At 62.2% G+C, this 25,283-nt stretch carries 31 protein-coding genes and 1 pseudogene; 21 read left to right on the top strand and 11 right to left on the bottom strand.

Going from position 1 to position 25,283, the window contains the following annotated elements; all coding sequences use genetic code 11:
- Positions 1-90: 90 nt before the first annotated feature.
- Positions 91-705: a TetR/AcrR family transcriptional regulator gene (locus tag RQ479_RS05960; RefSeq protein ID WP_352719459.1), complete on the top strand. Its 615-nt coding sequence runs from the start codon at positions 91-93 to the stop codon at positions 703-705.
- Positions 706-740: 35 nt separating this feature from the next.
- Here the strand turns inward: RQ479_RS05960 and RQ479_RS05955 are convergent, their stop codons facing one another.
- Positions 741-1,649 carry an alpha/beta hydrolase gene (locus RQ479_RS05955; RefSeq protein WP_376704423.1) on the bottom strand — a complete coding sequence of 303 codons (909 nt, stop codon included), beginning with the start codon at positions 1,647-1,649 and terminating at the stop codon, positions 741-743.
- A gap of 47 nt (positions 1,650-1,696) precedes the next feature.
- Here RQ479_RS05955 and RQ479_RS05950 point away from each other — a divergent pair, with 47 nt between their 5' ends.
- Positions 1,697-2,149, top strand: a complete 453-nt coding sequence (locus RQ479_RS05950; RefSeq protein WP_352666701.1) for a MarR family transcriptional regulator — start codon at positions 1,697-1,699, stop codon at positions 2,147-2,149.
- A gap of 37 nt (positions 2,150-2,186) precedes the next feature.
- Here RQ479_RS05950 and RQ479_RS05945 read toward each other — a convergent pair whose 3' ends face one another.
- Positions 2,187-2,798 carry a pyridoxamine 5'-phosphate oxidase family protein gene (locus tag RQ479_RS05945; protein ID WP_376704422.1) on the bottom strand — a complete coding sequence of 204 codons (612 nt, stop codon included), beginning with the start codon at positions 2,796-2,798 and terminating at the stop codon, positions 2,187-2,189.
- A gap of 148 nt (positions 2,799-2,946) precedes the next feature.
- Between RQ479_RS05945 and RQ479_RS05940 the strand changes: the two genes are divergently transcribed.
- Positions 2,947-3,375 carry a nuclear transport factor 2 family protein gene (locus tag RQ479_RS05940; protein ID WP_376704421.1) on the top strand — a complete coding sequence of 143 codons (429 nt, stop codon included), beginning with the start codon at positions 2,947-2,949 and terminating at the stop codon, positions 3,373-3,375.
- Positions 3,376-3,398: 23 nt separating this feature from the next.
- Here the strand turns inward: RQ479_RS05940 and RQ479_RS05935 are convergent, their stop codons facing one another.
- Positions 3,399-3,752, bottom strand: coding sequence for a gamma-butyrobetaine hydroxylase-like domain-containing protein (locus RQ479_RS05935; RefSeq protein ID WP_023717628.1), 354 nt, complete (start codon positions 3,750-3,752; stop codon positions 3,399-3,401).
- A gap of 198 nt (positions 3,753-3,950) precedes the next feature.
- Between RQ479_RS05935 and moaA the strand changes: the two genes are divergently transcribed.
- Positions 3,951-4,946, top strand: coding sequence for a GTP 3',8-cyclase MoaA (gene moaA / locus RQ479_RS05930; RefSeq protein WP_376704420.1), 996 nt, complete (start codon positions 3,951-3,953; stop codon positions 4,944-4,946).
- 55 nt (positions 4,947-5,001) lie between these two features.
- A complete protein-coding gene (locus RQ479_RS05925; RefSeq protein ID WP_352466216.1) occupies positions 5,002-5,475 on the top strand; it encodes a hypothetical protein in 474 nt (157 codons plus the stop codon).
- Between the two features lie 50 nt (positions 5,476-5,525).
- On the opposite strand, the gene RQ479_RS05920 is transcribed toward RQ479_RS05925, so the two are convergent.
- Complete coding sequence (locus tag RQ479_RS05920) at positions 5,526-6,191, bottom strand: DUF1579 family protein (RefSeq protein WP_376704419.1); 666 nt, start codon at positions 6,189-6,191, stop codon at positions 5,526-5,528.
- Between the two features lie 261 nt (positions 6,192-6,452).
- Here RQ479_RS05920 and RQ479_RS05915 point away from each other — a divergent pair, with 261 nt between their 5' ends.
- From RQ479_RS05915 to RQ479_RS05865, 11 genes are all read left to right on the top strand, one after another.
- Positions 6,453-6,809, top strand: a complete 357-nt coding sequence (locus RQ479_RS05915) for a hypothetical protein (protein ID WP_292653577.1) — start codon at positions 6,453-6,455, stop codon at positions 6,807-6,809.
- A gap of 122 nt (positions 6,810-6,931) precedes the next feature.
- Positions 6,932-7,852, top strand: a complete 921-nt coding sequence (locus tag RQ479_RS05910; RefSeq protein WP_376704418.1) for a DMT family transporter — start codon at positions 6,932-6,934, stop codon at positions 7,850-7,852.
- A 66-nt stretch (positions 7,853-7,918) separates the two neighbouring features.
- On the top strand, positions 7,919-8,548 hold the full coding sequence (gene mobA, locus RQ479_RS05905) for a molybdenum cofactor guanylyltransferase MobA (protein ID WP_376704417.1): 630 nt from the start codon (positions 7,919-7,921) through the stop codon (positions 8,546-8,548).
- Entirely contained in the window at positions 8,545-9,054 is a 510-nt protein-coding gene (mobB, locus tag RQ479_RS05900) for a molybdopterin-guanine dinucleotide biosynthesis protein B (RefSeq protein ID WP_023675015.1), read from the top strand. The genes mobA and mobB overlap by 4 nt, the downstream gene beginning before the upstream one ends.
- A 213-nt stretch (positions 9,055-9,267) precedes the next feature.
- Positions 9,268-10,050 (top strand): ABC transporter substrate-binding protein, encoded by a 783-nt coding sequence (locus tag RQ479_RS05895; RefSeq protein ID WP_292653573.1) that lies wholly within the window; start codon positions 9,268-9,270, stop codon positions 10,048-10,050.
- A 117-nt stretch (positions 10,051-10,167) separates the two neighbouring features.
- Positions 10,168-10,881 carry an ABC transporter permease gene (locus RQ479_RS05890; RefSeq protein ID WP_376704416.1) on the top strand — a complete coding sequence of 238 codons (714 nt, stop codon included), beginning with the start codon at positions 10,168-10,170 and terminating at the stop codon, positions 10,879-10,881.
- Positions 10,878-11,705 (top strand): ABC transporter permease, encoded by an 828-nt coding sequence (locus tag RQ479_RS05885; RefSeq protein WP_376704415.1) that lies wholly within the window; start codon positions 10,878-10,880, stop codon positions 11,703-11,705. Before RQ479_RS05890 ends, RQ479_RS05885 begins: the two co-directional genes overlap by 4 nt.
- 64 nt (positions 11,706-11,769) lie before the next feature.
- Complete coding sequence (locus RQ479_RS05880) at positions 11,770-12,639, top strand: NAD(P)-dependent oxidoreductase (RefSeq protein WP_376704414.1); 870 nt, start codon at positions 11,770-11,772, stop codon at positions 12,637-12,639.
- Between the two features lie 7 nt (positions 12,640-12,646).
- The gene (locus tag RQ479_RS05875; protein WP_376704413.1) at positions 12,647-13,351 is read left to right on the top strand and encodes a DNA alkylation repair protein; all 705 of its coding nucleotides are present in this window, start codon (positions 12,647-12,649) and stop codon (positions 13,349-13,351) included.
- Entirely contained in the window at positions 13,311-13,892 is a 582-nt protein-coding gene (locus tag RQ479_RS05870; RefSeq protein WP_376704412.1) for a GNAT family N-acetyltransferase, read from the top strand. The genes RQ479_RS05875 and RQ479_RS05870 overlap by 41 nt, the downstream gene beginning before the upstream one ends.
- A 68-nt stretch (positions 13,893-13,960) precedes the next feature.
- Positions 13,961-14,533, top strand: coding sequence for a DUF3299 domain-containing protein (locus RQ479_RS05865; RefSeq protein WP_376704411.1), 573 nt, complete (start codon positions 13,961-13,963; stop codon positions 14,531-14,533).
- A gap of 11 nt (positions 14,534-14,544) precedes the next feature.
- Here RQ479_RS05865 and RQ479_RS05860 read toward each other — a convergent pair whose 3' ends face one another.
- From RQ479_RS05860 to RQ479_RS05845, 4 genes and pseudogenes are all read right to left on the bottom strand, one after another.
- Complete coding sequence (locus RQ479_RS05860) at positions 14,545-15,036, bottom strand: Lrp/AsnC family transcriptional regulator (protein WP_023675006.1); 492 nt, start codon at positions 15,034-15,036, stop codon at positions 14,545-14,547.
- 202 nt (positions 15,037-15,238) lie between these two features.
- Positions 15,239-15,930 (bottom strand): annotated as a pseudogene (locus RQ479_RS05855) (uracil-DNA glycosylase family protein).
- Positions 15,870-16,481 carry a glutathione S-transferase gene (locus RQ479_RS05850; RefSeq protein ID WP_376704410.1) on the bottom strand — a complete coding sequence of 204 codons (612 nt, stop codon included), beginning with the start codon at positions 16,479-16,481 and terminating at the stop codon, positions 15,870-15,872. The pseudogene RQ479_RS05855 and the gene RQ479_RS05850 overlap by 61 nt, the downstream one beginning before the upstream one ends.
- Before the next feature lie 41 nt (positions 16,482-16,522).
- Positions 16,523-17,146, bottom strand: a complete 624-nt coding sequence (locus tag RQ479_RS05845; protein WP_352466227.1) for a thermonuclease family protein — start codon at positions 17,144-17,146, stop codon at positions 16,523-16,525.
- Between the two features lie 75 nt (positions 17,147-17,221).
- Between RQ479_RS05845 and RQ479_RS05840 the strand changes: the two genes are divergently transcribed.
- Entirely contained in the window at positions 17,222-18,736 is a 1,515-nt protein-coding gene (locus RQ479_RS05840) for a HAMP domain-containing sensor histidine kinase (protein WP_352466228.1), read from the top strand.
- 4 nt (positions 18,737-18,740) lie between these two features.
- Here the strand turns inward: RQ479_RS05840 and RQ479_RS05835 are convergent, their stop codons facing one another.
- Positions 18,741-19,739, bottom strand: coding sequence for a nicotinate-nucleotide--dimethylbenzimidazole phosphoribosyltransferase (locus RQ479_RS05835; protein ID WP_376705875.1), 999 nt, complete (start codon positions 19,737-19,739; stop codon positions 18,741-18,743).
- A gap of 197 nt (positions 19,740-19,936) precedes the next feature.
- Here RQ479_RS05835 and RQ479_RS05830 point away from each other — a divergent pair, with 197 nt between their 5' ends.
- Together RQ479_RS05830 and RQ479_RS05825 are read left to right on the top strand one after the other, a co-directional pair.
- Entirely contained in the window at positions 19,937-20,170 is a 234-nt protein-coding gene (locus RQ479_RS05830; RefSeq protein WP_031193575.1) for a DUF1289 domain-containing protein, read from the top strand.
- Between the two features lie 13 nt (positions 20,171-20,183).
- On the top strand, positions 20,184-20,888 hold the full coding sequence (locus tag RQ479_RS05825; protein ID WP_376704409.1) for a TIGR02281 family clan AA aspartic protease: 705 nt from the start codon (positions 20,184-20,186) through the stop codon (positions 20,886-20,888).
- A 7-nt stretch (positions 20,889-20,895) separates the two neighbouring features.
- Here RQ479_RS05825 and dusA read toward each other — a convergent pair whose 3' ends face one another.
- The gene (gene dusA, locus RQ479_RS05820) at positions 20,896-21,882 is read right to left on the bottom strand and encodes a tRNA dihydrouridine(20/20a) synthase DusA (protein WP_376705874.1); all 987 of its coding nucleotides are present in this window, start codon (positions 21,880-21,882) and stop codon (positions 20,896-20,898) included.
- 206 nt (positions 21,883-22,088) lie between these two features.
- Entirely contained in the window at positions 22,089-22,760 is a 672-nt protein-coding gene (locus RQ479_RS05815; RefSeq protein WP_352466231.1) for a GntR family transcriptional regulator, read from the bottom strand.
- Between the two features lie 139 nt (positions 22,761-22,899).
- Between RQ479_RS05815 and RQ479_RS05810 the strand changes: the two genes are divergently transcribed.
- Positions 22,900-23,487, top strand: a complete 588-nt coding sequence (locus RQ479_RS05810) for an amino acid synthesis family protein (RefSeq protein ID WP_352466232.1) — start codon at positions 22,900-22,902, stop codon at positions 23,485-23,487.
- Positions 23,480-25,279 carry an alpha/beta fold hydrolase gene (locus tag RQ479_RS05805; protein ID WP_376704408.1) on the top strand — a complete coding sequence of 600 codons (1,800 nt, stop codon included), beginning with the start codon at positions 23,480-23,482 and terminating at the stop codon, positions 25,277-25,279. The genes RQ479_RS05810 and RQ479_RS05805 overlap by 8 nt, the downstream gene beginning before the upstream one ends.
- Positions 25,280-25,283: the final 4 nt, after the last annotated feature.

Below are 25,283 nucleotides of genomic sequence, written 5' to 3'. Positions count from 1 at the left end.
TCCATTTTGTAGTGATTGATACATAAATATTTGCCAGCCTTGCTGAACCACGTCAACTGAATTATGTATCGACCAATACAGAAGGATGCCATGCCGGAACGAGGCCGCCCCCGCACCTTCGATCGAGCCGCCGCGTTGCGGCGCGCAATGGAAGTGTTTTGGGCCAAGGGTTATGAGGGCGCGTCGATAAGCGACCTGACCGCTGCAATGGGCATCAACTCACCCAGCCTCTATGCCGCCTTCGGCAGCAAGGAAGCGCTGTTTCTCGAGGCAACCGAGCTTTACACGCGGGTCGAGGGAACCGAGATCTGGTCCGCGCTGGAAAAGGCGCCGACCGCGCGCCAGGCCGTCGAGCGGTTCCTGCGGCAGACAGCCAAGGCGTATTCGCAGACCGGTCGCCCGCAAGGCTGCCTGATCGCGCTCGGCGCATTGCACCAGGACTCAAGCCGCGGCGCCATCTGCGATGATCTGCGCCGTCGCCGCGCCGAAAACCGCGAAGCCTTGCTGAGACGGCTCGAGCGTGGCGTGGCCGAGGGGGAGTTGCCGGCCGATTTCGACTGCGGCACGGCCGCGACCTTCTATGCGACCGTGCAGCACGGCATGTCGATCCAGGCGCGCGACGGCGCGTCGCGCTCGGCTCTTCTGGAGACGGTGGCCGGGGCAATGGCGGCTTGGATTGCGATGGCCGGCACCGGGGCGGCGTGACGATCGAACCCGGCAGACAAGAACAGACATTCAGATCACTGCAGAGACGGCTCCAGCCTGCCCGCAACGAAGCCAACGGCACGCTCCACCACACCCTTGTCGGCAAGAATGCGGCGGTGGCCGAGCCCGTCGGCCCAGTACAGCCGCACATGGTTTCCGGCGCGCGCATAGAGCCTTGCATGATCGGCGGACACTTCGCGGTCGTCCGGCGCGTGGATCACCAGCGTCGGCAGCGGCGTGCTTGCCAGTTGGCGGTCGCCGGTGAACTCGTGCAACGGCCGGCCGGCGATGCGCTCGACCCGGTCGGCCATGGCGACCTGCGAGCGCGAGCCGACATTCAGCATGCGGCTGAAATCGGCAAAGATCGCAGGCAGGGAGCTCGGCGCAGCGATAAGCACCAGCCGCCCGGCCGCCAACGGCGGGATATTTCTGATTGAACCGGCGACGGCATTGGCGGCGACGGCACCACCAAAGGAATGGCCGATAATAGCGGCAAACGGGCCGAACCATTCGCCGGCAACCCGTGCCGCATCGACTGCACTGACCAAGGTAAGCCGGCGGCCCTGCGACTGGCCGTGGCCCGGCAGGTCGAGCGAGACCACCTTGTAGCCTTCATGGCGATAGGCTTTGATCAGCGTGCGCATGTATTCGGTGCGCGAACGCCAGCCATGGATGACGAGCACAGTGCCGGCAGACGCCCTGCCCGGCTCGGGCCGGAATTCATGCACCATGACGCAGCCGGTTCTGGTCTTTAGCCGGTGATGGCGCGCTTCGGTCATGAAATCGGCGGCGCGATCGATTGCGCGGCGCTCACCTTGGCTCAAGCTCTTTTCGTGCGGTGTGCGGCAGAACAGCTCGAATGCGGCGCGCCCGGTGAGTCGCGGCGCCACATGCTCGGCCACGCCGAACGTGCCGCGGATGACCTTCAGTCCAAATGATGCCATAGTGGCGATCCATCCATTGGTTCAAGCATGAACATAATAGTTCAAACATGAACATTAAGCAAGACCTGCCCTGGGACAACCCGCGTTTTCGCAACTGGGTCGCGGTGGCGCGTGCCTGCCACGTGGTGGAACGCACCCTGGCGGTGAAGCTGGCGCCACTCGACCTGAAGCCGGCGCAGCTCGACGTGCTGATGAACCTCTACCGCCATCCCGGCATGTCGCAGCACGACCTCGCTCGCCGCCTGCTGGTCGGCCGCTCCAACATCACCATGCTTTTGCCGCAGTTGGAGACCCGCGGCCTGCTGCGCCGCGAGGGCGACGAGAAGGACAAGCGCGTGCTGCGGCTGACGTTGACCGAGGCCGGCGAGGCACTGCTGATGCAGGCGCTGAAGGTCCACATGACACTGATCGAAAAGGCGATGAGCCAGTCGACGCCGGAACAATGCGACATGATCGGCGAACAGATGCGCAGGGTTGCCGAGGTGTTGAAGACCGCCTGACGGCTTCACCACCAAATTCCCTCACCACCAAATTTCTTCACCACATCGATTTTTTCGCGCGCTCCGGCCATTCCCTGTCGTAGACCTCGCCGTCGATGTTCTTGCGGCTAGTGATCTCCAGGATCTGTCCGGGGGTCGGCAGCGATCTCGGGTCGACATGCCTTGCCGGATTCCACAGTTCCGACCGGTGGATGGCGCGGGCGCACTGGAAATAGACCGCATCGACCTCGACGATCGTCACCGAGCGCGCCGGCTTGCCCTCGACTGCGAACGAGACGCAGAGCCCAGGATCGGTGGTGATGCGGGCGCGGCCATTGACGCGCAGCGTCGTGCCGGAGCCCGGCACCAGAAACAGAAGCGCGACGCGCGGATCGCGAAGGATGTTCCTCAGCGAATCGGCACGGTTGTTGCCGCGCCGGTCCGGTATCATCAGCGTTTTCGGATCGTGGATGCGGACGAAGCCGGCGAGATCGCCGCGCGGCGAGCAGTCCAGCCCTTCAGGCCCGCAGGTTGCGAGCGCAGCAAACGGCGAAGCTTCGATGAAGGCTGCGTATTCGGGAATCAGCTGGTCGAGTTCCTTGACCACCGACGCCTCGCCGGGCAGGCCATAGAGAGCTTCGAGCTGTTCGACGCTGGTGATCATGGACATGTTTTCGTCTCCAAACCTTTGCCGGCGCTACTCTAGACGCATGACGTTTTCACGACACGATGCCGTTTGTCGTTCATCAGGAAACGGGTGTCGAGGGACCGCGAACAAGCGCAAATCGCTTTCGTGCTGACAGATACGGAGGTCAAAAATGGATAAACCGCTCGGCCGGCGATGCACCGCCATGGAACTTATTGAAAACATGTTCAACGTTGAAATGCGTTTCCTGCAATCAGGGTCGGAGAGCCTCGATGTGCTTGCCAGCGCATTTCATGCCGAGATTGTCGTGCATGAGCCCCAGTCCCTGCCCTATGCCGGTGACTGGAACGGCCTCGACGGCGTTGGCGCCCTTTTCCGCAAGATGCGGGAAATCTGGAGCGACGTGGCGGTGGAGGACCTTCAGGTCGCCCAAAACGATTACATGGTGTTCATGAGCTGCACGCTTTCACTGACATCGCGGTCCAATGGTGCAACCATCAAACAGCCGTTTGCCGAAGTGTTGCGCTTCAAGGATGATCGGCTGATCGAAGGCACGCCGTTTTATCACGACACCAGCGAGATACTGGCGATCCTGCGTTGACCGGAGCGTCCCGCGGGAATCATTCAACGATCGCGGCTTAGCCCCTTCTCTTCCAGCTCGGCGAGATAGGCGGCCCAGCGCGCATCCTTCTCATGACCCAGCGTATGCAGGTAATTCCAGGTGAAGATGCCGGTGTCGTGGAAATCGTCGAAGGTGATGCGCACGGCATAGTTGCCGACCGGCTCGATCTTAAGGATCGCTACATTGCGCTTGCCGGGAACGGTGACGCGCTGTTCGGGCGAATGGCCCTGCACCTCGGCCGACGGCGAGGCGACGCGCAGCAACTCGGCCGGCAATTCGAACGGCTGATGGCCCGGAAAGGTCACGGAAAGCAGCTTGCGATCCTTCGAGACCCTGAGTTCCTTCGGCGCTGTCATGTGGTGGATCCTGCGGAGAACCACCCTTCCCTACGCCGCTTCCTGTCGAGGGAAAAGGCCGCATCGAAACTTCCGACATGATCTGTCGGCGCCGGAATGTTACCGAAGATCGCGAGCTTCTATCTTGAATGGCAAGTTGGCTCGTATCACATAGCCATATATAACGAAGCCGTTCACGGCCACGGGAAGCGCATAAGCATGGATATGATCGATCCTTTCGGTCGCACGATCACCTACCTGCGCGTGTCGGTCACCGACCGTTGCGATTTTCGCTGCACCTATTGCATGGCCGAGGACATGACGTTCCTGCCCAAGAAGGACCTGCTGTCGCTGGAAGAGCTCGACCGGCTCTGCACGGTCTTCATCGAAAAGGGTGTACGCAAGCTCCGCCTCACCGGCGGAGAACCGCTGGTGCGCAAGAACATCATGCACCTGGTACGCCAGCTTTCGCGGCATCTCGAGAGCGGTGCGCTGGAAGAGCTGACGCTGACCACCAACGGATCGCAGCTTTCCCGCTTTGCCGCCGAGCTCGCCGACTGCGGCGTCAAGCGCATTAACGTCTCGCTGGATACGCTGGATGCCGACAAATTCCGCCAGATCACCCGCTGGGGCAATCTGGACAAGGTCATGGACGGCATCGACGCCGCGCAGGCGGCGGGGCTGAAGGTAAAGCTCAATGCGGTGGCCTTGAAGGACTTCAATGACGCCGAATTGCCGGAAATGCTGCGCTGGGCGCATGGCCGCGGCATGGATCTGACGGTCATCGAAACCATGCCGATGGGCGAGATCGATGCCGACCGCACCGACCAGTATTTGCCGCTGTCGCTGCTGCGCGCGTCACTCGAGCGCCAGTTCACCCTAAGCGACATCCCTTACAAGACCGGCGGCCCGGCCCGCTATGTCCATGTCGCCGAGACCGGCGGGCGGCTGGGCTTCATCACGCCGATGACGCATAATTTCTGCGAAAGCTGCAACCGGGTCCGGCTGACCTGCACCGGCACTCTTTACATGTGCCTCGGCCAGGAAGATGCCGCAGACCTGCGCGCGCCGCTGCGTGCGTCGGAAGGCAATGAGCTGGTCGCCGATGCCATCGACGAAGCAATCGGCCGAAAGCCCAAAGGCCATGACTTCATCATCGATCGCCGCACCAACCGTCCGTCGGTGTCGCGGCATATGAGCGTCACCGGCGGCTGATTTTTCGCCGATTTCGTGCAAGAACAATCGCCTTGGTATCAGCGCGAGGCAAGGCGTGCAGCGGTTTCTTGCAGTCCTGACGTTTTTCGGAGTGATGGCGGGGACCACGGCAGTTGCCGCGCCATTTACCTATACGAACGAGCGCTTCGGCACCGTCTGCACCTTTCCCGATGAAATCTTCACTCTTCGCCAGCCTGAGCCGGATAACGGCGATGGACAGCAGTGGCTCACTGCCGATGGCGCCAGCCTGATCTGTTCAGGTATCCTCAATATCGATGATGACAGCCCGAAAGCCTTCGTCTCCGCCGAGAGGGCCAGCAAGGAACCTGGCTACAAGATCACCTACAGCAAGACCGGCAAGGACTGGGCGGTGCTGTCGGGCATCAAAGGCGGAAACATCTTCTACGAACGCCGCCTGTTCGGAAAAGACGGTGTCATCCGCACGGTCTGGATCGACTACCCGCCAGCCCTGAAATCGAAATACGATCCGCTCGTCGGAGCCATCGCCGGCAGCCTCAGGGGACCGTGAGCATCAGGCGACGTCAGAACTTATTCGCAGCCTATTGTTTTGCTAGCGAGTCACGGTTGTTGACGCGTGTAGTCGTATCGTACGGCAAGCCATTTCTTGCCGCTGCCATTGGCCTGGAGGAAATGCTGCTCGGCCACTTCGTGATTGTCGCCGTCCTTGGAAATGACGAAATCGGAGGCCGTGAACCGCCCTTCGACCTCGGGGCCGAACCCGACGAAACCAAGCGGCTCGAACAGCAGCGAAATCTTGCCGTCCTCTCCGCCACCAAAACTCCAGGCGGGCATGATCCCTGCCGGGAAACGGGTGCCCATGGAAACATACTTCCACCGGCCCTCCACCCGGTCATAGCTCAAATAGGCTATCCGCTGGAAGTCTGGGATTTTCGACCCGGGCGCCGGGCGCATCACCTCCTGCATGAAGGGGCCGATCATCGTGCGCTCGGCCACCAGCCCGGTCATCACGATCGGCTGGGCGCCGGGCGTTGGCCAGATCGTGTTGACGACGGTCCATTTCCCGACGCGGCGAGCGAGCTCATCCGCTTCGTGACCCGGCGTGGACATCCGTTCGACTGCCGACGCCGAAGCGTCGTTCTCGGCGAGCGCAGGCGCTATCGCCATGAGGATAACCGCCAGTGCAGAAGAGAACCGGAAAGCCGACGAAACGTGCCGCCTGCTGCCTGTGCCAAGCCTGTCCGCATTGCCTCGTGCATTCATCATGGACCACCTCCCCAGACAAGATCAGAAGCCTACAATGACCAATTTGGTGAATCTTGCCGAGCAAATTTGATCTCGTCGAAAGGTTTTTCCTCGAGCCGCTGTGTGATCGATTTGCCCTGCGAACCCATCCTTTAGAACGGCACCTTTCGGGATCACACCCAGAAAAGGTCTTGTCCGCAAACGGTCACCGGATTTACCGCAAGCCCATTCGGGCCTAGCCTCTGCTCTGGAGCGGTTCTTCGCCCAGTGGGGGAATACGATATGCGCAAACTCATTCTTTCTCTTGCATTGCTCAACCTCGCGGCCCTGCCCGCGGCGGCCCAGTCGATCGGCGGCACCTATGCCGTGGCCGGCACCAACTTCGATGGGTCGTCCTATGGTGGCGACGCGACGATCACGCTGACCAGCGAGACGACCTGCACGATCCATTGGGAGACAGGTGGCTCGTCCTCGGACGGTATCTGCATGCGCAACGACGATGCCTTCTCCGCCGGCTATGTCATGGGCAAGGCGGTTGGCCTTGTCGTCTACAAAGTGCAGGAAGACGGCTCGCTGCATGGCCTGTGGACGATTGCCGGCAAGGAAGGCAACGGCACCGAGGTACTGACGCCCAAATGAGTCCTGCCGCTCTTGCGCGGCAGATGTCACGGGCCACAGAAAGGCTGTGGCCCAGCCCTTTGACGTTGCTGTTTTGCGGGTGCCTGCTAGACGCTTGCTGCAGGACTCACCCGGTAATCGCCTTGCCTCTTTCGCCAAATCTGCGCGGCGCGTTGTTCATGATGGTGGCCATGGCTGGTTTCACCCTCAACGACGCTATCACCAAATTCTCGTCGGAATCGATGAACATGGCGCAGGTCATGCTGATCCGCGGCGCCTTCGCTTCGCTTTTCGTTGGCCTGCTTGCGTGGCAACGCGGCGCGCTTGCCCGGCCAGGTTCGATGCTGCAGCCGACAGTTGCGCTGCGCGTCGCCAGCGAGGCCGGAGCCACCGTGTCGTTCCTGGTTGCTCTGGCACATCTTCCGATCGCCAATGTCTCCGCCGTGCTGCAGGCGCTGCCGCTGGCGGTGACGATGGGCGCCGCGCTTGTGTTCAACGAGGGCGTCGGCTGGCGGCGCTGGCTGGCTATTGCCGTCGGTTTTGCCGGCGTGCTGATCATCGTGCGGCCGGGCTACGAAGGGTTCAGCGTCTTTTCTCTGCTGGCGCTGGCCAGCGTCGCATGCTGTGCGGTGCGCGATCTCGCCACCAAGCGGATACCGCAGGCAATTCCGACATTGCTGGTGTCGACCGCCACCGCACTTGCCATGACAGTTCTGGGCGCGGCACTGCTTTCGCCGATGGGCGGCTGGACGCCGATGACAGGAAAAAGCACGGCGTTCCTGGCGCTGGCGGCGGTGCTTGTGCTCATCGGCTACCAGTTCATCATCACGGCCATGCGGGTCGGCGATATCTCCTTCATCGCGCCGTTCCGCTACACCGCCCTGCTCTGGTCGATCCTGCTTGGCTTCACAGTCTTCGGCGATGTCCCCGATCTGCCGATGATCCTCGGTGCCTCGATCATCATCGCGTCAGGCCTCTATGCACTCTACCGCGAACGGATCGTCGGCCGGCAAAAGACAGCTGCCGAAAGCGCTGGACCGGACATGGCGCCCGACGGCATATAGGCGTGACCGTCGACGACCGTCTGATTTGAAAACTGGATTTTGGTCATTGGGTCTAGGCAGCAAACGATGGGCCGACATATCGCAGGGATCATTCTGGCCGGCGGCCGGTCGAGCCGGATGGGCGGCGGCGACAAGACCCTGCTTGCGCTTGGCGACGGTACCCTGCTCGACCGTGTCGTTTCGCGCCTTGGCCCGCAGGTCGGACCGCTTGCACTTAGCGCCAATGGCGATCCAGCACGGTTTGCCGCGATGGGGCTTCCGGTGCTTGCCGATACCGTCAAAGGTTATGCCGGGCCGCTTGCCGGGATCCTGACCGGTCTCGAATGGGCTTCCGACACGACTTGCCAGGCGCTGGTCACGGCTGCCGGCGATACGCCTTTCCTGCCCAAGGACATGGTCGAGCGGCTGCTCGCAGCAGCCTATGCACGCCCGGGCTCTATCGCGGTCGCCTGTTCCGGCGGCAAACGGCATCCGACCTTTGCACTCTGGCCGCTAGGGTTAGATCAGGCCTTGCGACAATTTCTCGTCGAGGAAGACAACCGCCGCGTTGCGGCGTTCATCGACCGGAACGGTTTTGTCGAGGTGGAATTTCCCATCCTGAAATCCGGCGGGTCCGAGATCGATCCGTTCTTCAACATCAACACTCCCGACGACCTTGCCCAGGCCGCGCATCTGTTGCAGAGCATCGAGCCATGAAAAGACGTATTTTCGGCATCACCGGCTGGAAGAACTCCGGCAAGACGACATTGACCGAAAAGCTGGTAGCCGAACTCGTCCGGCGCGGCTGGAAAGTGTCGACGGTAAAACACGCCCATCATGATTTCGACATCGACAAACCCGGAGCGGACAGCTTTCGCCACCGGCAGGCGGGAGCGATGGAGGTCGCGGTCGTGTCGGGCAGGCGCTGGGCGCTGATGCACGAATTGCGCGGCGAGGACGAGCCGACGCTAGACGCGATCCTGTCACGGCTGGCACCGTGCGACATCGTGTTGGTCGAGGGTTACAAGCGCGAAGCGCACAAGAAAATCGAGACGCGACGGCTCGAGGCCAAGGACCGGACACCGCTCTCGGCAGGCGATCCACACATTGTCGCCATCGCCTCCGACTTCCCCATTGTCGGCGAAGACCTGCCGGCCTTCGATCTCGACGACACGAATTCGATAGCTGACTTCATCGAGCGCGCCACCAGCCTGTCGCGCTGAGAATGCGGCAGAAGACAGTCTCCGCCCACCTGCTTTCCAATTTAGGCGTCTGACCCAGCGTCATCGCTTTCTGAACATGACCTTCCCTCAAGCGACGGTTTTGCAGTTGCTTTTTCTTGGGAAAGAATGGGAGTATCGCATCAGCGGGCGGTCAAAAGCACCGCCCACAGAGCCGTTCGGGAACGACGGCCGGGACCAACAGAGAGGACCATTATGCGTATTGCACTGCGTATCGCGCTTGCCGCATCGGCTGCGCTGCTGACGCTTGGCGTTGCCCAGGCCCAGGAAAAAACCTTGCGGATCGGCACCGAGGGAGCCTATCCCCCATTCAACAATCTGACAGCCGACGGCCAGCTCGTAGGCTTCGATATCGACATTGCCAAGGCGCTCTGCGACGAGATGAAGGTGAAGTGCACCTTCGTCGCGCAGGACTGGGACGGCATCATTCCAGCCCTTCAGGCAGGCAAGTTCGACGCCATCGTCGCGTCTATGTCGATCACGCCGGAACGCGCCGAGAAGGTCGACTTCACCCACAAATATTACAATACGCCACCGGCGATCGCCGCCCCCAAGGACACTGACATCAAGGGTGTAACCAAGGAAGATTTGGCCGGCAAGACGATCGGCGTGCAGGCGTCCACCACGCATTTCAACTATTCGACCAAGACTTATACCGACAGCACCGTCAAGCCGTATCCGACCGCGCAGGAATACCAGCTCGATCTGGCCAATGGCCGGCTCGATGCCGCCAATGACGACGTCGTCGTGCTGCAGCAATGGCTGGATTCGCCGGACGGCGCCTGCTGCAAGCTGGTCGGCACAATCCAGCCGGTTATCGAAATCCACGGTCCGGGCGCCGGCATTGCCGTGCGCAAGGGCGAGACCGATCTGGTCAACCAGTTCAATGCGGCGATCGACGCCATCCGCGCGAACGGAAAGTACAAGGAAATCAACGACAAGTACTTCAAATTCGACGTCTATGGCGGCGAGTCCTGATCGACCGACATAGGAGGACGTGAACGGCGGGAGATTCCCGCCGTTCTTATAAGGATGCCGCGCACGAGGGGTGATGCGGTACGGGTCTCAAAGAGCCTTAGGAGAACAGGCAGGCGGATGCAGAGCGCACTGACGCTTCTCAGTTGGGGACCCGAAGGCTGGCTCGACAACATCGCCGCGGGTGTGTTTATCACGGTATGTCTTGCGCTGGCCACTTTGCCTTTCGGGCTGACGCTCGGCTTTTTCGTGGCGCTGGCCAAACAGTCGGAAGAGCCGTCGCTGAGACTGGCCGGGAACATCTACACCACGATTTTTCGCGGAATTCCCGAACTGCTCACCCTGTTTCTGATCTTCTTCGGCATCCCATTGATCCTACAGTACATTGTCCGGCTGGTGAGCCCCGGAACGTCCGCCGACGTCAACAGCTTCGTCGCCGGCATGATAGCGCTGTGCTTTATTTTCTCCTCTTACTCCAGCGAGGTGTTCTTATCCGCCTTTCGCGCCATTCCGAGAGGGCAATATGAGGGGGGCTATTCGGTTGGCCTGTCCAGCGGCCAGACGATGCGGCTGATCGTGCTGCCGCAGTTGATCCGCATCGCGTTGCCCGGACTTGCCAATCTCTGGCTGATCCTGCTCAAGGACACCGCGCTCGTCTCGGCGGTCGGACTCAACGAAATCCTCCGGCAGAGCGGGGTTGCCGCGCGCGTCACCAAGCATGCCTTCCTGTTTTATGGTTTTGCCAGCCTGATTTATCTCCTGCTGGCGATCGTCTCCTCCTTCGGCATCAACGCGATCGAACGAGCGGTCGGCGGCCGGGAGGTCAAGAGATGAGCCTGGCCACCGACACGCTGAAGGTCGACCGGCCGCCGCCGCCCGCACGCGGTTGGTCGCGCCAACGCATCCTCGGCCATGTCCTGGTCGGCCTGTGGATCGCTCTCGGCATTGGCATGGTCGTCTACCTCATCGCTGCGTGGAACCCGGAGTTCTTCCAGAAATATGCGCCGGGTTACATATCCGGCCTTGGCATCACCCTGTTGCTGGTTGCCATCTCGATTGTGCTTGGTGCGATCCTGTCGGTGCCGATCGCCTATGCACGCATGTCGAAGAACCCGATCCTTTCGGGGCTCGCCTATGCCTATGTCTATTTCTTTCGCGGCACGCCGTTGTTGGCGCAGACATTCCTGATCTACTACGGGTTGGGCTCCTTCCGGCAGGAGCTCGAGATGGTCGGCCTATGGGGCTTCTTCCGCGAAGCGTTCAACTGCGCGATCTTCGCCTTTTCGCTGAATACGGCCGCCTACCAGGCCGAGATCTTGCGTGGCGCGATCGAGAGCGTGCCGAGGGGACAATGGGAAGGTGCTGCCTCGCTCGGCCTGCACAAACTGCAGACGATGTGGAAAATCATCCTGCCGCAGGCGCTGATTGTGGCCCTGCGCCCCTATGGCAACGAAATCATCCTGATGATCAAGGGCTCGGCAATCGTCGCCATCATCACGGTCTACGATTTGATGGGTATTACAAAGCTAACCTATGCGCGCACTTTCGACTTCCAGTCCTTTATCTGGGCGGCGATCGTCTACCTGATCATTGTCGAGATGTTGCGCCACGGCGTCGAGTGGATCGAACGGCGCATCACCATCCATCTGCACCGCTGACTCCCATCGCCTTGCCTGATCCGGTAAGAAAACCGCAAAGCAGGTTTCCAAGGGATTCGAAAACATGGCTTCGGTGGCATTTCTTGGTCTTGGCGTCATGGGCTATCCGATGGCCGGGCATCTCAAGAACAAAGGTGGTCACGACGTCACCGTCTACAACCGCACCAGGGCCAAGGCCGAGCAGTGGACTGCCCAGCACGGCGGCAGCTTCGCCGCGACGCCAGCGGAGGCGGCCGAGGGCAAGGACTTCGTCTTTTCCTGCGTCGGCAATGACGACGATCTGCGCTCGGTGACGACCGGCGCCGGAGGTGCCTTCAATTCCATGAAGACGGGCGCCATCTTCGTCGACAACACCACGGCATCGGCGGAGGTCGCGCGCGAACTGGCGCAGCAGGCGCAAGCGATCGGGTTTTCGTTCCTCGACGCCCCGGTCTCCGGCGGTCAGGCAGGCGCCGAGAACGGCATGCTGACCGTGATGGTCGGCGGCGAGCCCGACGCCTTCGACAGGGCCAAGCCAGTCATAGATGCTTATGCCCGCATGGTCGGATTGATGGGACCGGCCGGGGCTGGCCAGCTAACCAAGATGATCAACCAGATCTGCATCGCCGGCCTCGTTCAGGGCCTGGCCGAGGGCATCCATTTCGGCAAGCAGGCTGGGCTCGACATCGAAAAGGTCATAGACGTGATTTCCAAGGGCGCGGCCGGATCCTGGCAGATGGAGAACCGCCACAAGACGATGAATGCCGGCAAATACGATTTCGGCTTCGCCGTCGACTGGATGCGCAAGGATCTTGGCATCTGCCTCGCCGAGGCCGACCGCAACGGCGCCAAACTGCCGGTGACGGCACTTGTCGACCAGTTCTACAAGGACGTGCAGGCGATGGGCGGCAAGCGCTGGGACACCTCCTCGCTGCTGGCAAGGCTGGAGAAGTAGGTTCGCCGTGGACGAGCTTTCGCCTCAATCCAGGGTCGATGAAATCGTCGCTCATCTGCGCTCGATCGCCTCGGAGGAAAATCGACTTGGCATGCTGCGCTACGGCATCAAGATCGAACGTGCGCTCGGTATCTCGCATGGCGTGCAGCGGCAGATTGCCAGGAAAATCAAGCGCAACCATGAGCGTGCCTTCGAGCTTTGGCAGACAGGCATCATGGAGGCGCAGTTCATTGCCTCCGTCACCGCCGATCCGGAGCGGTTCTCCGCCGCGGATGCAAGACGATGGGCGGCGACTTTCGATTCCTGGGATATCGTCGATGGGGTCTCCGATCTCTTTGTCGATACGGATTGCTGGAAGGAATTGATCGCCGAATTCGCGGTCGACGAACGGGAATTCGTTCGACGCACGGCTTTTGCGATGATGGCTTGGTCGGTGGTTCACCGGAAGAAGGAACCCGAGACGACCTTCCTCGAATTCCTGCCGATCATCGAAGCGCATGCGACCGACGGCCGCAATTTCGTGAAGAAGGCCGTGAACTGGGCGCTTCGTTCGATCGGCAAGCGATCGATGAATTTGCACGGCCCTGCCCTTGCCGTGGCGCAAAAACTGGCGACCTCGACAGACAGGACTGCGCGCTGGATCGGCAAGGACGCCGTGAGGGAACTTTCCGATGCCAAGACGCTCGAGCGGCTCGCCGCCAGAAAAGCTTGACCTGAGCGAAGTGCGCTTCACTGAGGTGACGCAATCGACGCGCGCCGATTTCGAAAACCTGTTCGAGCAACCCGGCGGGCCGAAATACTGCTGGTGTATGGCCTGGCGCAATCTCGACCGCCGCGAGCATGTCGGAAACGACGAGAGGAAACGCGCGATGATGGCGCTGATCGATACCGGCACGCCGGTGGGCATTGTCGCGCAGATCGATGGCCGGATCGTCGGCTGGTGCTCGGTCGCGCCGCGCGAGACCTACCGCAAGCTGTCACGGCAGCAGGACGATAGCGAGATGGGCATCTGGTCGATCGTCTGCTTCTATGTGCCGAGAGCGTTGCGCGGCGGCGGGCTGGCAAGCGCATTGCTCGACGCGGCCATCGATCACGCCTTTGCCGAAAGCGCCAAGACGATCGAAGCTTATCCCGTCGACAAGGCGTCACCGAGCTACAGCTTCATGGGTTTTCGCGACATGTTCGTCGCCCGCGGCTTTCGCGAGATCGGCATGACCGGCTCACGCCGGCATGTCATGCGGCTTGAACGTTGACCTTGGCGACAGCGGCAGCTTTACTTGCTGGCATAGGCCGCAGATCAAGGCTCAGCGGTGGAGCAGCGATGAAAAATCGTCTCAAATCAGGCGCGACGCTGGCAGTCGCGGTGTTCGCGTCTGTTGTCGCAGGCAACGCTTGCGCCGGGGCGATGTATATTTTCTGGAAGGATCTGCGCCCGGCGAGCCAGGCGGCTGCCGAGAGCGTCGGGCTGCCGATGATCGCGGCCAAAATGCCGGATCATGGCGAGACGCTCTCACTCAACCTGCAGGACAAGACCGTGCAGCTCGTGGGCTATGCGCTGCCAGTCGACCGCGACGGCGACCTCGTCTACCAATTCCTGCTGGTGCCGTGGACGGGAGCCTGCAGCCACATGCCGACGCCGCCGCCCAACCAGATCGTCCTCGTCACGCCGGCCCACCCTTACAGGATGTCCGAGGCCTACCAGCCGGTTTCGGTGACCGGCGCCTTGAAACCGGGTATGGAGAAGAGCCAGCTTTTCATTCTTGACGGCGTCAGCGTCATCCAGTCGGGTTACACTGTGCGCAAGGCCGAGGTGGTCAACGTCGTCACGGTGCCGGACACGATCACGCTGCCGGTCAACTCGCCCTGGACTTTCCTGAACAAAAAGAAAAACTAAACAGAAGAATCTCAGGCGGCGTTGGCGCCGGACTCCTTGTCGAGCATCATGTAATCCAGCGGCATCTCGGTCGTGTATTTGATCTGCTCCATGGCGAAGGAAGACGACACGTCGCGGATCTCGATCTTGGCGATCAGGCGCTTGTAGAAGGCGTCGTAGGCGGCGATGTCAGGCACCACGACGCGCAAGAGATAGTCGACGTCGCCACTCATGCGGTAGAATTCGACCACTTCGGGAAATTCCTGGATAACCTCCGAAAAGCGCCGCAGCCATTCATGGCTGTGCGAATTGGTGCGGATCGAGACGAACACCGTGACCCGCACATTGACCTTTTCATGATCGAGGATGGCGACGCGGCGCTTGATGACGCCCTCTTCCTCGAGCTTCTGGATGCGCCGCCAGCACGGCGTCGTCGACAGGCCGACCTTCTTGGCGACGTCGGCGACTGCAAGCGTCGCATCCTCCTGCAGGAGGCGGAGGATTTTTCTATCGAGGCGGTCCATTGGGTGCTCCCCTGATGCAAGTCGTCCAAAGTGCGCAGCGGCCTTGGCACAACGACATGCATAAAAACAAGAATTTAACGCGCGTCCCCTCATGCGCGGCGCGCTTCGAGGAATGGATTACCATATTCCCTCTTGCTCAAGCCTATTACAAGAAAGAAATTCTGTTGAATAGCGCAAAAGCGAGTGATTTCTTGCTGAATGCCTAGCCGAGGCGATAGCGGATTTCCGATCTCAGAAAGGGCAGCAAATCCATTTCAAACCATGGATTGCGCTTCAGCCAACCAGTGTTGCGCCAGGACGGGTGCGGCAGCGGCAGGACTTTCGGGTCGGTCGGCGTTGCCCAGATGGCGCGCCAGTCCATGACCGTTTCCGTCAGCGAGGGACGGCGCGCCGCGCCCATATGCCAGCTTTGCGCGTAGATGCCGATCGTCAGCACCAGATCGACTTGCGGCATCAGCGCCATCAGCGATGCGCGCCATGCCGGCGCACATTCGCGGCGCGGCGGCAGGTCGGCGCCCTTGGCGTCCTGACCGGGAAAGCAAAAGCCCATCGGCACGATGGCAAACTTGTCCGTGTCATAGAATTCCTCGCTGCCGACGCCCAGCCAGCTTCGCAGCCGGTCGCCGGAGGCGTCGGTGAATGGCATACCTGACACGTGGACCTTGGTGCCCGGCGCCTGGCTGGCGATCAGGATGCGCGCGCTCGAGGATGGCCTGAGCACCGGACGCGGCTGGTGCGGCAACGGCCTGCCGGCCGGGTTATCGACGCAGATGCGGCAGGCGCGTACCCTCGCCGCCAGGGCTTCCAGCTCTTCGCTCATTCGGAACTCATTGTCAGGCGGCGGCACTCGGCCGGCTGGAGATTTCTCGATACCAGCGCAGCACGTTGGTGCACTCTTCGGGTACCTTGATGCGAGCCGGCTTCATGAAGTCGATGGCGACCAACCCGGTGATGTCGGCGATCGAATAGGCATCGCCGGCGACGAATTCCCTGCCGGCGAGCTCAGCGTCCAGAAATCTCAGGAATTCGATCGCCTTCGGCTTATTGGCCTCGCCCCATTCGGGGATTTGCGGGATCTCCCATTCCCTCATTGCGGGGTGGATATGCCGGAACGCCGCGGCGACGCAGCCGAACAGATTGAACTCCACACGCCTTTGCCACATCTCGACGATCGCCTTGCCGAGCGCGCCACGCCCGAACAAAGCCGGCTCGGGGTGCAGTTCCTCGAAGTAACGACAGATTGCGACGGATTCGGTGATGATGATGCCATCATCGAGCTCGAGCACCGGCAGACGCTTCAGCGGATTGCGCGAGCTGACCGGCTGCTCTTTGTGCTCCAGCGCGCCCATGTCGACGGGCACCAGCGGAACCTGAAGTCCCTTTTCGGCCAGAAAAATCCGAACCCGACGTGGATTGGGCGCGCGCCCGCCGTCGAACAGCTTCATCTCCATCCTCCTCGTCCGTCCCGACGAACTATAGGCACAACTCACCAGAAGCGAAAAATTTCGCGCAAGGCATCGCCGATCGACGCCAAGGTGCCGTGCTTTCTTTCGACCAGCTCGTGGCCGTGGCTCTCGCGCCAGTTCTTCGGCTCGTCGAAAGTTCCGGCCCAGATGCCGGCTTTGCCCGCGCGCGCAGCAGCTTCCTCGGTCTCGAAATCGCCAAAGGCGACCGCCCAGCCGGCCTCGACCTGCGCGCGGTTGAGATCCTTGCCGCCGACCTTGCAGTCGCCGAGCAGCCTGCCGTAGCGGTCGCGCTGCCAGCCGCTGCAGGAGACGGCTTTGCCGGCTATCAACCGCACCAGGGACTGCCGCGCCAGCTTGCCGCAGGGATAATCGGCACCGTCCTTGCGGCAGATCTGCGAATATTCCGGCGCGTCGATGCCACGCATGCGGATGCGCTCGCTGCCGAGGGTGATGCTATCGCCGTCGTTGACAATAGCCGCGCCCTCCGTCTTGCGCGTCTCCACCCGGTCGAGGCGCGCCGCCAGGAGGATCAGCAGGCCGAGCACGATGAGTGTCAGCCCATAGTCCATCAGCCTGCGCCACAGGCTTCGCGGACGCGGCGCATAGTATCGCTGGCGCGGCCATCGCGACCACGAACGGCTCATATGGCAAACCGTTGGTTAATCATTCGAACGTAGCTTAACGATTTGAAATTGCTGCCCGCGTAAATTGAAGACTTCATGCCCCTGCAACGCTCGACCACGGCGGACAAGTTTATTGTGGACCGCAGGAAACGCCATCGCAACAGCGATGTCGCGCGCGCGGTCCGCAAGACGCGCGACCGTCTTTCGCAGCAAGCCGGAAATCCCGACTTCGACCGCGAGCTGTTGAAGCTCCACGCGCTTTCGATGACCGGCGGCGTGATCGTCATCCCGCTGCTCGTTCTGGCAACGGCCGCGGCAGGCTTGCTCGCGGGCGTCGGCAAGGAGATCGGCGTCTGGGCGCTGTTCACATTCATCTGCTATACCATCGTTGCATTCATGGCGAGACGCGTCACTCAAGCGTCCGAGCTCAACCCGCTGGAGACGCATAGGGATTTCCTGATCGGCCATTTTCTTTGCGGGCTTGGCTGGGCCTGGTTCGCATGGCTCGGCTGCGAAACTTGCCAAATCGATCAGTTCCAGGTCGCCAAGGCGGTGGTGCTGCTGCTCGCCATGTCGGCAACCGCGATCCTGGCATCGTCCCTGCGCGGTGCGCTGTTGGCGACCTTCGCCCTCCCGGTCGCCATCTATGCCTATGCCAGTGCGAAATTATGGATGCCGATCGAAGTGATCATGGCCGGTTTGCTGATCGTGTCGCTGCCTTTCTTCGCCTATGTGGCGCGCCAGCTCAACCGTTCCTCGCTGATGCTGCTTTCGTTCCGCTCCGAAAAGGATGCGCTGATCGCCGAACTGGAGACGGCGAAATCGATGTCGGACGAGGCACGGCGGCGGGCGGAAGACGCCAATCTGGCGAAATCGCGTTTCCTGGCCTCGATGAGCCACGAACTGCGCACGCCGCTCAACGCCATTCTCGGCTTTTCCGAAGTGATGGCTAACGAGGTGCTCGGCCCGATGAGCAACCCGACCTATCGCGACTATGCCCGTGACGTGCATGACTCCGGACAGCATCTGCTCGACCTGATCAACGAAATTCTCGATTTGTCGCGCATCGAAGCGGGCCGCTACCAGCTCAACGAGGAGCCGATGATGCTGCTCTCGGTCGTCGAGGATTGCTGCCACATGATGGAGCTGAAGGCGCGCAACAAGGACATCCGCATCGTCCAGGATTTCGAAAACGCGTTGCCGCGTTTGTTCGCCGACGAACGCGCGGTGCGGCAGATTGCGCTCAACCTCTTGTCCAATGCCATCAAGTTCACTGCCACCGGCGGCGAAATCCGCGTGCGCGTCGGCTGGACGGCGGGCGGCGGGCAATATCTCTCCGTCAAGGACAATGGGCCGGGCATACCGGAAGACGAGATTCCGATCGTGCTCTCGGCCTTCGGCCAGGGCTCGATCGCCATCAAGAGCGCCGAACAGGGCACCGGGCTTGGCCTGCCGATCGTGCAAGGCCTGCTGGCCATGCATGGCGGCGAATTCCAGCTCCATTCCAGGCTGCGCGAAGGCACCGAGGCGATCGCCATCTTCCCGCTGAGCCGGGTGATGGAGGAACTGCCGGCGCTGCCGACCAAGGCGGTTGCTTCGCGCCGGCGCTGAATGCTTAACCGCGGACCGCGGCTGCCATGCCGGAGCTGGTCAGCGCGGCCGCCTTGACCAGGCCGGCGGCAAGAGCCGCCCCTACCCCCTCGCCTTGACCAATGTCCAGTGCGAGCAACGGGCGAAGGCCGAGGCGCTCGGCGGCCTTGGCATGGCCAGGCTCCGGCGACAGGCTTGCGAGGAGACAATGATCGAGCGCGGCGGGGTTGGCGGTATGTAGAACACCAGCGGCCGCAGTCACCGCAAACCCATCGAGCAGCACCGGGATCTTCTGCATCCGCGCCGCCAGAATGGCGCCGCAGATCGCGGCGAATTCCCGCCCGCCGACCCGGCGCAGCGCTTCCAGCGGGTCCTTGAGGCTCGGGCCGTGAAACGCGACCGCGGCATCGACCACCTCCGCCTTGCGCCTCTGCATCGCCGCGTCCGCCCCTGATCCAGGGCCAACCCAGTCGGCGCCGGTGCCGCCGAACAGTGCCGTGCAAAGAGCCGCGGCGACAGTCGAATTGCCGACGCCGAGGTCGCCAAGGCAAAGCAGGTCGGTGCCGCCGGCAATCGCTTCCATGCCGAAGGCCATGGTGGCGGCGCAACCGCGCTCGTCCAGTGCCGCATCCTCGGTGATGTCGGCTGTCGGGATGTGCAGAGCCAGATCGAACACCTTCAAGCCGAGATCGTGAGCGATGCAGATCTGGTTGATCGCTGCACCGCCGGCGGCGCAGAGCTCGACTGCATTTGCCGTGGCGGCGGCGGGGCGCGGCGAAATGCCGTGGCGGGTGACGCCATGATTGCCGGCAAAGATTGCCACCAATGGTCGCGTCACCGCCGGCGGCGCGCGACCGCTCCAGCCGGCGAGCCATGCGGCGATGTCCTCGATGCGGCCGAGCGAGCCTTTGGGCTTGTCTGCCCTGGCAAACAGCTGGCGCACGCGGGCGTTGGCCGCCATATCTGCCGGCGGCAGGCTCACCAGGAGGTCGCGAAAATCGTCGAAAGGCAGCGCGCTGGTCATGTCGATGGCGATCGTCCGTGTGAATTGGTGAGCGGCATAGCCGCCTTGGCCAGCCGGCACAACCTCAAGCCGGCACAACCTCCAGGCCTGGTACAACTTGGCGGTATTGACGCGAAAGCACCCGTTGGCGGCGCATCCCGGAGGGCTTGCATTGACTTTGTCGTTGCACCATGTGGAGGCTAGCCAAGGAAATCCTTATGACGGCCATTGAATCTCCGTGTATCCTGGTCTGCTCGATCGACATGAAAACCGGCTTCTGTTTCGGTTGCGGGCGCACGCGCGAGGAAATCGCCGCCTGGATCGACATGACCCCACAAACGCGCCGCAGCGTCATGGCCGAGCTGCCGGCAAGGCTGGAAACGGTCGAGCGACGCCCCCGCCGGGAAACCCGTCGCAGCCGCATGGCACGCGAACGCGACGCCCTCTCGTGAACCGGCCGCAGAGATGAACCGACTGTTGTGGATTCTGATCGTCGCGATCGGGGCGGGTGTACTCCTGCTCATGCTCAACGATTCCGCCGGCAGCACATTCGGCGTTGAGAATTACGATTTCAGCCAGCTGATCTGGCTTGGCACTTTAGCGGCGCTCGTCGGCGCCGGCCTGGTCAGATCGGGCAGGCCGTTGGGCACCATGGCCCGCAGCCTCGGCGCCTGGGGTGCCATCGTGCTGGCGCTGATCGCCGGCTATCAGTACCGCTATGAGTTGCAGGATTTCGCCAGCCGCATCACCGCTGGCCTTGTTCCCGGCAGTCCGCTGGCGCTGGGCGTGGACGAAGGCCATGCCACCGTCACCCTGGACAAGGCCGGCAACGGCCATTTCGAAGCGCGCGTCACAATCAACGGCACGCCGATCCTGACGGTTGTCGATACCGGCGCGACCAGCACCGTGCTGACCGCCGAGGACGCGCTGGCGGTCGGGTTCAATTCGGCGGCTCTCCGCTTCACCATACCGATCTCTACCGCCAACGGCATGACACGCGCCGCCGCCGTAAGAACCGATGAACTGTCGATCGGCGGCATCGTGCGCAAGGACATGCCCATCATGATCGCCGCACCCGGCACGCTCGGCCAGAGCCTGCTCGGCATGAATTTCATCGGCTCGCTATCGGGTTTCGACGTACGGGGTGACCGCATGATTTTGCGGGATTAAGTTTTCCTCAGGCCGCCTCTGCGGTCCTGCCGAAATCGACCTCTGCGAAAGCCGTCTTGAGCACCTCCGGTCCCGCACCCGGCTTTGTCGCCTCGGTGGAGAGGATCTGCCGGTAGCGGCGCGCACCGGGCAGGCCGTGAAACAGCCCGACCATGTGCCGGGTGACATGCCCCAGCCGTCCACCCTTTTTGATATGACGTGCGGCGTAATCCGCCATCGCATCGATCAGTGCGGCAAAATCGAACGGCTCAGCTGTGCCGCCGTAAAACGCGGCATCGATGCCGGTCAGTATCCCTGGCGTGTGATAGGCGGCGCGGCCGAGCATGGCGCCATCGACATGGTCGAGATGCGTCAGCGCCTCTGCGAGAGATTGAATGCCGCCGTTGATGCCGATGAATTTGTTTTTCTTTCTGGCTTTCAGCCGATAGACGCGGCCATAGTCGAGCGGTGGGATGTCGCGATTTTCCTTTGGGCTCAGTCCTTCCAGCCAGGCCTTGCGGGCGTGCACCCACAGCGCGTCTGCGCCGGCCGCGAAAACACCGTCGGCCAACGAATCGAGTGCCGGTTCCGGATCCTGCTCATCGACGCCGATGCGGCATTTGACGGTAACCGGTATTTTCACCGCCGCCTTCATCGCCGCGACGCAATCCGCGACGAGCACGGGCGCCTTCATCAGGCAGGCGCCGAAGGTGCCCGACTGGACGCGGTCGGACGGGCAGCCGACATTGAGGTTGATTTCATCATAGCCGAAGGCTTCGCCGATGGGCGCCGCCTCGGCCAGCTTTCCAGGATCGGCGCCGCCGAGCTGCAGAGCCACCGGATGTTCGTTGTCGTCGAAGCCGAGCAGCCGCTCGCGTGCGCCGTGGATGACCGCATCGGCCACCACCATCTCGGTGTAGAGCAGCGCCTCGCGCGTCAGCTGGCGATGGAAGAACCGGCAGTGCCGGTCCGTCCAATCCATCATCGGCGCCACCGCAAGTCTGTGGCGTAGCATATTCATTTTACTATTTTCTCTGTCTCAGTCCGTCCGATACTCCGTTTCGAATGACAGAGCAATTTGGCAAGAGATGCACACCTAACTGACCCGATATACGATTTTGCCGCCGCAACTGAAAGCAATTTGGTCACGTCACACACCTCGCTGCACGCACCAATTAGACGCCTGCCATGGAACGATGAACCGCGTTGGCGGCATACCAGTCAGCCAAGGCGAAGCGTGTTGCGGGCGATCTGCCACGCGGATTCGACGTGCCGCCGCGCCGCCGCCTCCGCCTCGTCCGGTTTGCGCGACCGGATTGCATCCATGATTTCGGTCATTTCGGCGATCGCCGGCTCGCGGCGGTTCTCCGACGCGATCGTCATTGAGCGGAGCTGGTTGATGCGGACATTCAGCCCCGTCACGATTTCCCAGGCAATGCGCTTGTCGGCCGCCTCGAACAGCGTTTCATAGAACTTGGTCGTTGCCCGCATCACCTCGACAGGCGCACCGGACGCCCACGCCTCAAGCAGGTTCGTCAAGGCGGCATCGAGCAAAGCGATCTGCGCGTCCGTGGCCGTTAGGGCGCAAGCCCGCGCCGCGATGCCCTCGAGCAGCGCCCGCAATTCATAGATTTCGTCGGTGCGGCCGAGGTCCGGCTTGGCCACGGCGGGCCCATGGCCGGGGACCATCTGCACCAGGCCTTCCGCCTCGAGCTGCCGCAGCACCTCGCGCACGACGGAACGGCTCACCCCGAGCTGATCGCATAGCGGCCGCTCGACCAGCCTTTCACCAGGCTGGAAATGGAAGCCCATGATCGCTTCACGCATGCGCTCCAGCGCCAGCGTCCTCAGCGTCTTGGCAGAGCGGTCGATCCGCAGCGTATCGCCTGACATTTTCTCTCCCTATTCGATCCGGCCACAAAACAGATTCCATAGCCGATTGACAAGGCTTCTGGTGCTCCATAGTATGGTATACCATAAGATGATGTAAAGATTTCGGCGCTGCACAGCGCCGTGGCGACCGAGGACTTTCATGAAACCAGCCATTCGAAAGATCGTCACCTACATCGAGAACACGTTAATCGAGGGCGGCAAGGAAGCCCCAAAACCGTTGCGCCTGATCGGCGTCGCCGCCGTGCTGACAAACCCTTGGGCGGGCCGCGGTTTCACCGACGACCTGTCGCCGGAGATCCGCGTCATTGCTCCCGTCCTCGGCGAACTGCTGACCAGCGAGATTATCGCCGTTGCCGGTTCCGGCGAGGCAATAGAAGGTTATGGCAAGGCCGCGGTCTGCGGCACGGCGGGCGAGATCGAGCATGCATCGGCGCTGATCCATACGCTGCATTTCGGCAACCATTACCGTCGCGCCGTTGGCGCCAAGACCTATCTCGCCTTCACCAATCTGCGCGGAGGGCCGAACACCCCGATCATGATCCCGCTGATGGACAAGAACGACGAAGGCCGCCGCTCCCACTATCTGACCGTACATTTCCAAATCGGCGACGCGCCCGCGCCCGACGAGCTGGTGGTGGCGCTTGGCGCTTCGATTGGCGGCCGCCCGCACCATCGTATCGGCGACCGCTATCAGGACCTCAAGGAGGTCGGAGACCTGCATGGCTGACGTCGCTGCCACCGCATGGGTCCGGGACACGGCTCCGGACGGCACCGGCTTCATCCGCGCCGGCTCCGGCGCGCCGGTTCTGCTCATTCACGGTGTCGGCATGAACGCCGCGATCTGGCACGATCAGATCGCGGCGATGAAAGACCATCATGACCTGATCGCCATCGACATGCTCGGCCACGGCGTTTCACCGCTGCCGCCGGAAGAAGCCAGCCTGTCGAATTTCGCCGATCAGGCGGTTCGCCTTCTCGACCATCTTGGCCTGGCGTCGGTGTCGATCGTCGGCCATTCGATGGGCGCGCTGGTCGCTCTGGAGATCGCCCTTCGCACCCCTTCGCGCGTTCGCTCCATCGTCTGTCTCAATGCGGTATTCCGCCGCCCCACGGCCTTGGCGCAGGCCGTACGCGAGCGTGCGGCCGCGCTCGGCCCCCATGGCAACCCTTCCGCCATTGCGGCTACGCTTGCCCGCTGGTTCGGCGACCCGCTGCCGGCGAACCTTATCGGGGCGGCCACCACCGCGCGCGCCGCCCTTGAAAGAGTCGACCCCGAAGGCTACGCGCGCACCTATCGCCTCTTTGCCCATGCCGATGCCGAGCACGCCGATGCTCTCCCCGGTCTTGCCGCGCCGGCCCTGTTCTTAACCGGGTCGCAAGACAGCAATTCGACCCCGGCCATGTCGGCGGCGATGGCGAGGCTGGCGCCGCACGGCCAATGCCTCGTGCTCAATGGAGAAAGGCACATGATGGCAATGGCTTCTCCTGAAAAAGTGACCAAACACATCATGGAATTTCTCGACACGGCAGGAGACGCTGGCGTGAAGCCGGAGACGGATACCGTCTTTGACAGCGGCGAATTCCGGCGCGCGCTCGGCTCCTTCCTGACCGGTGTTACCATCGTCACCACGATCAGCGCGGAAGGCGAACCGCGCGGCTTCACCGCCAACTCCTTCACCTCGGTCTCGCTCGAGCCGCCGCTGGTGCTTGTCTGCGTCGCCAAGAGGGCGCTGGGACACAGTGCTTTTTCGACGTCGAGAGGTTTCGCCATCAACATCCTGTCGGAGCGCCAGAAGGCCCATTCCGGCATCTTCGCTTCCAAAGCAGCGGACAAGTTCGCGGCCGTGGCCTGGCAACCGGGCCGCACCGGCAATCCGCTGATCGACGGCTGCGTTGCGGTGTTCGATTGCGGCATGGAGCAGCTGGTCGATGCTGGCGATCACTCGATCCTCATCGGCCGCGTCCGTGACTTCAGTCACAACGGAGCCCAGCCCCTCGGTTATTGCAGAGGCACCTACGTCACGCCTGGCCTCAGCCAGGAGGCGCTGGCGGCGGCGCCCCCCGATACGGAGGTCGGCGCCATTCTCGAGAATGAGGGCCGTGTGCTGTTCTTCGCAACGGCCGATGGTTTTTATGAATTGCCTGCGGGGCGCGGATTGGGCACGCCGAACGATGCGCGCAGTCTCAAGGGGCGCCTTGCCGCCAGAGCTATAGACGCCCAGCTCGGCTTCCTGTTCGCGGTGTGGGACGATGCCGCCGAACCCTCGCGCACCCATGTTTATTATCGCGGAACGGTCGACGGCCCCTATTCCGACGATCGCCAGATGCGGCTTGTCGACATCAAGAAGATCGCGGATCTGAAGATCGCCGATCCCGCAGTGCGTTCGATGCTTGCCCGCTATGCGCGCGAACGTACGGAAGATGCATTCGGCGTCTATGTCGGCAACGAGGTCGAAGGCGAAGTCCGGCCGCTGGCCAAGCCCTCGCCTTCTCAAATTCCTCTTTCCGGCCGCGGGTGAAACC

It is taken from the genome of Mesorhizobium sp. ISC25 (assembly GCF_042295465.1).
In the GTDB taxonomy this organism is placed as follows: domain Bacteria; phylum Pseudomonadota; class Alphaproteobacteria; order Rhizobiales; family Rhizobiaceae; genus Mesorhizobium.
Note: the sequence above shows the minus strand (reverse complement) of the source record. Positions and strands in the feature narration are given on the sequence as shown.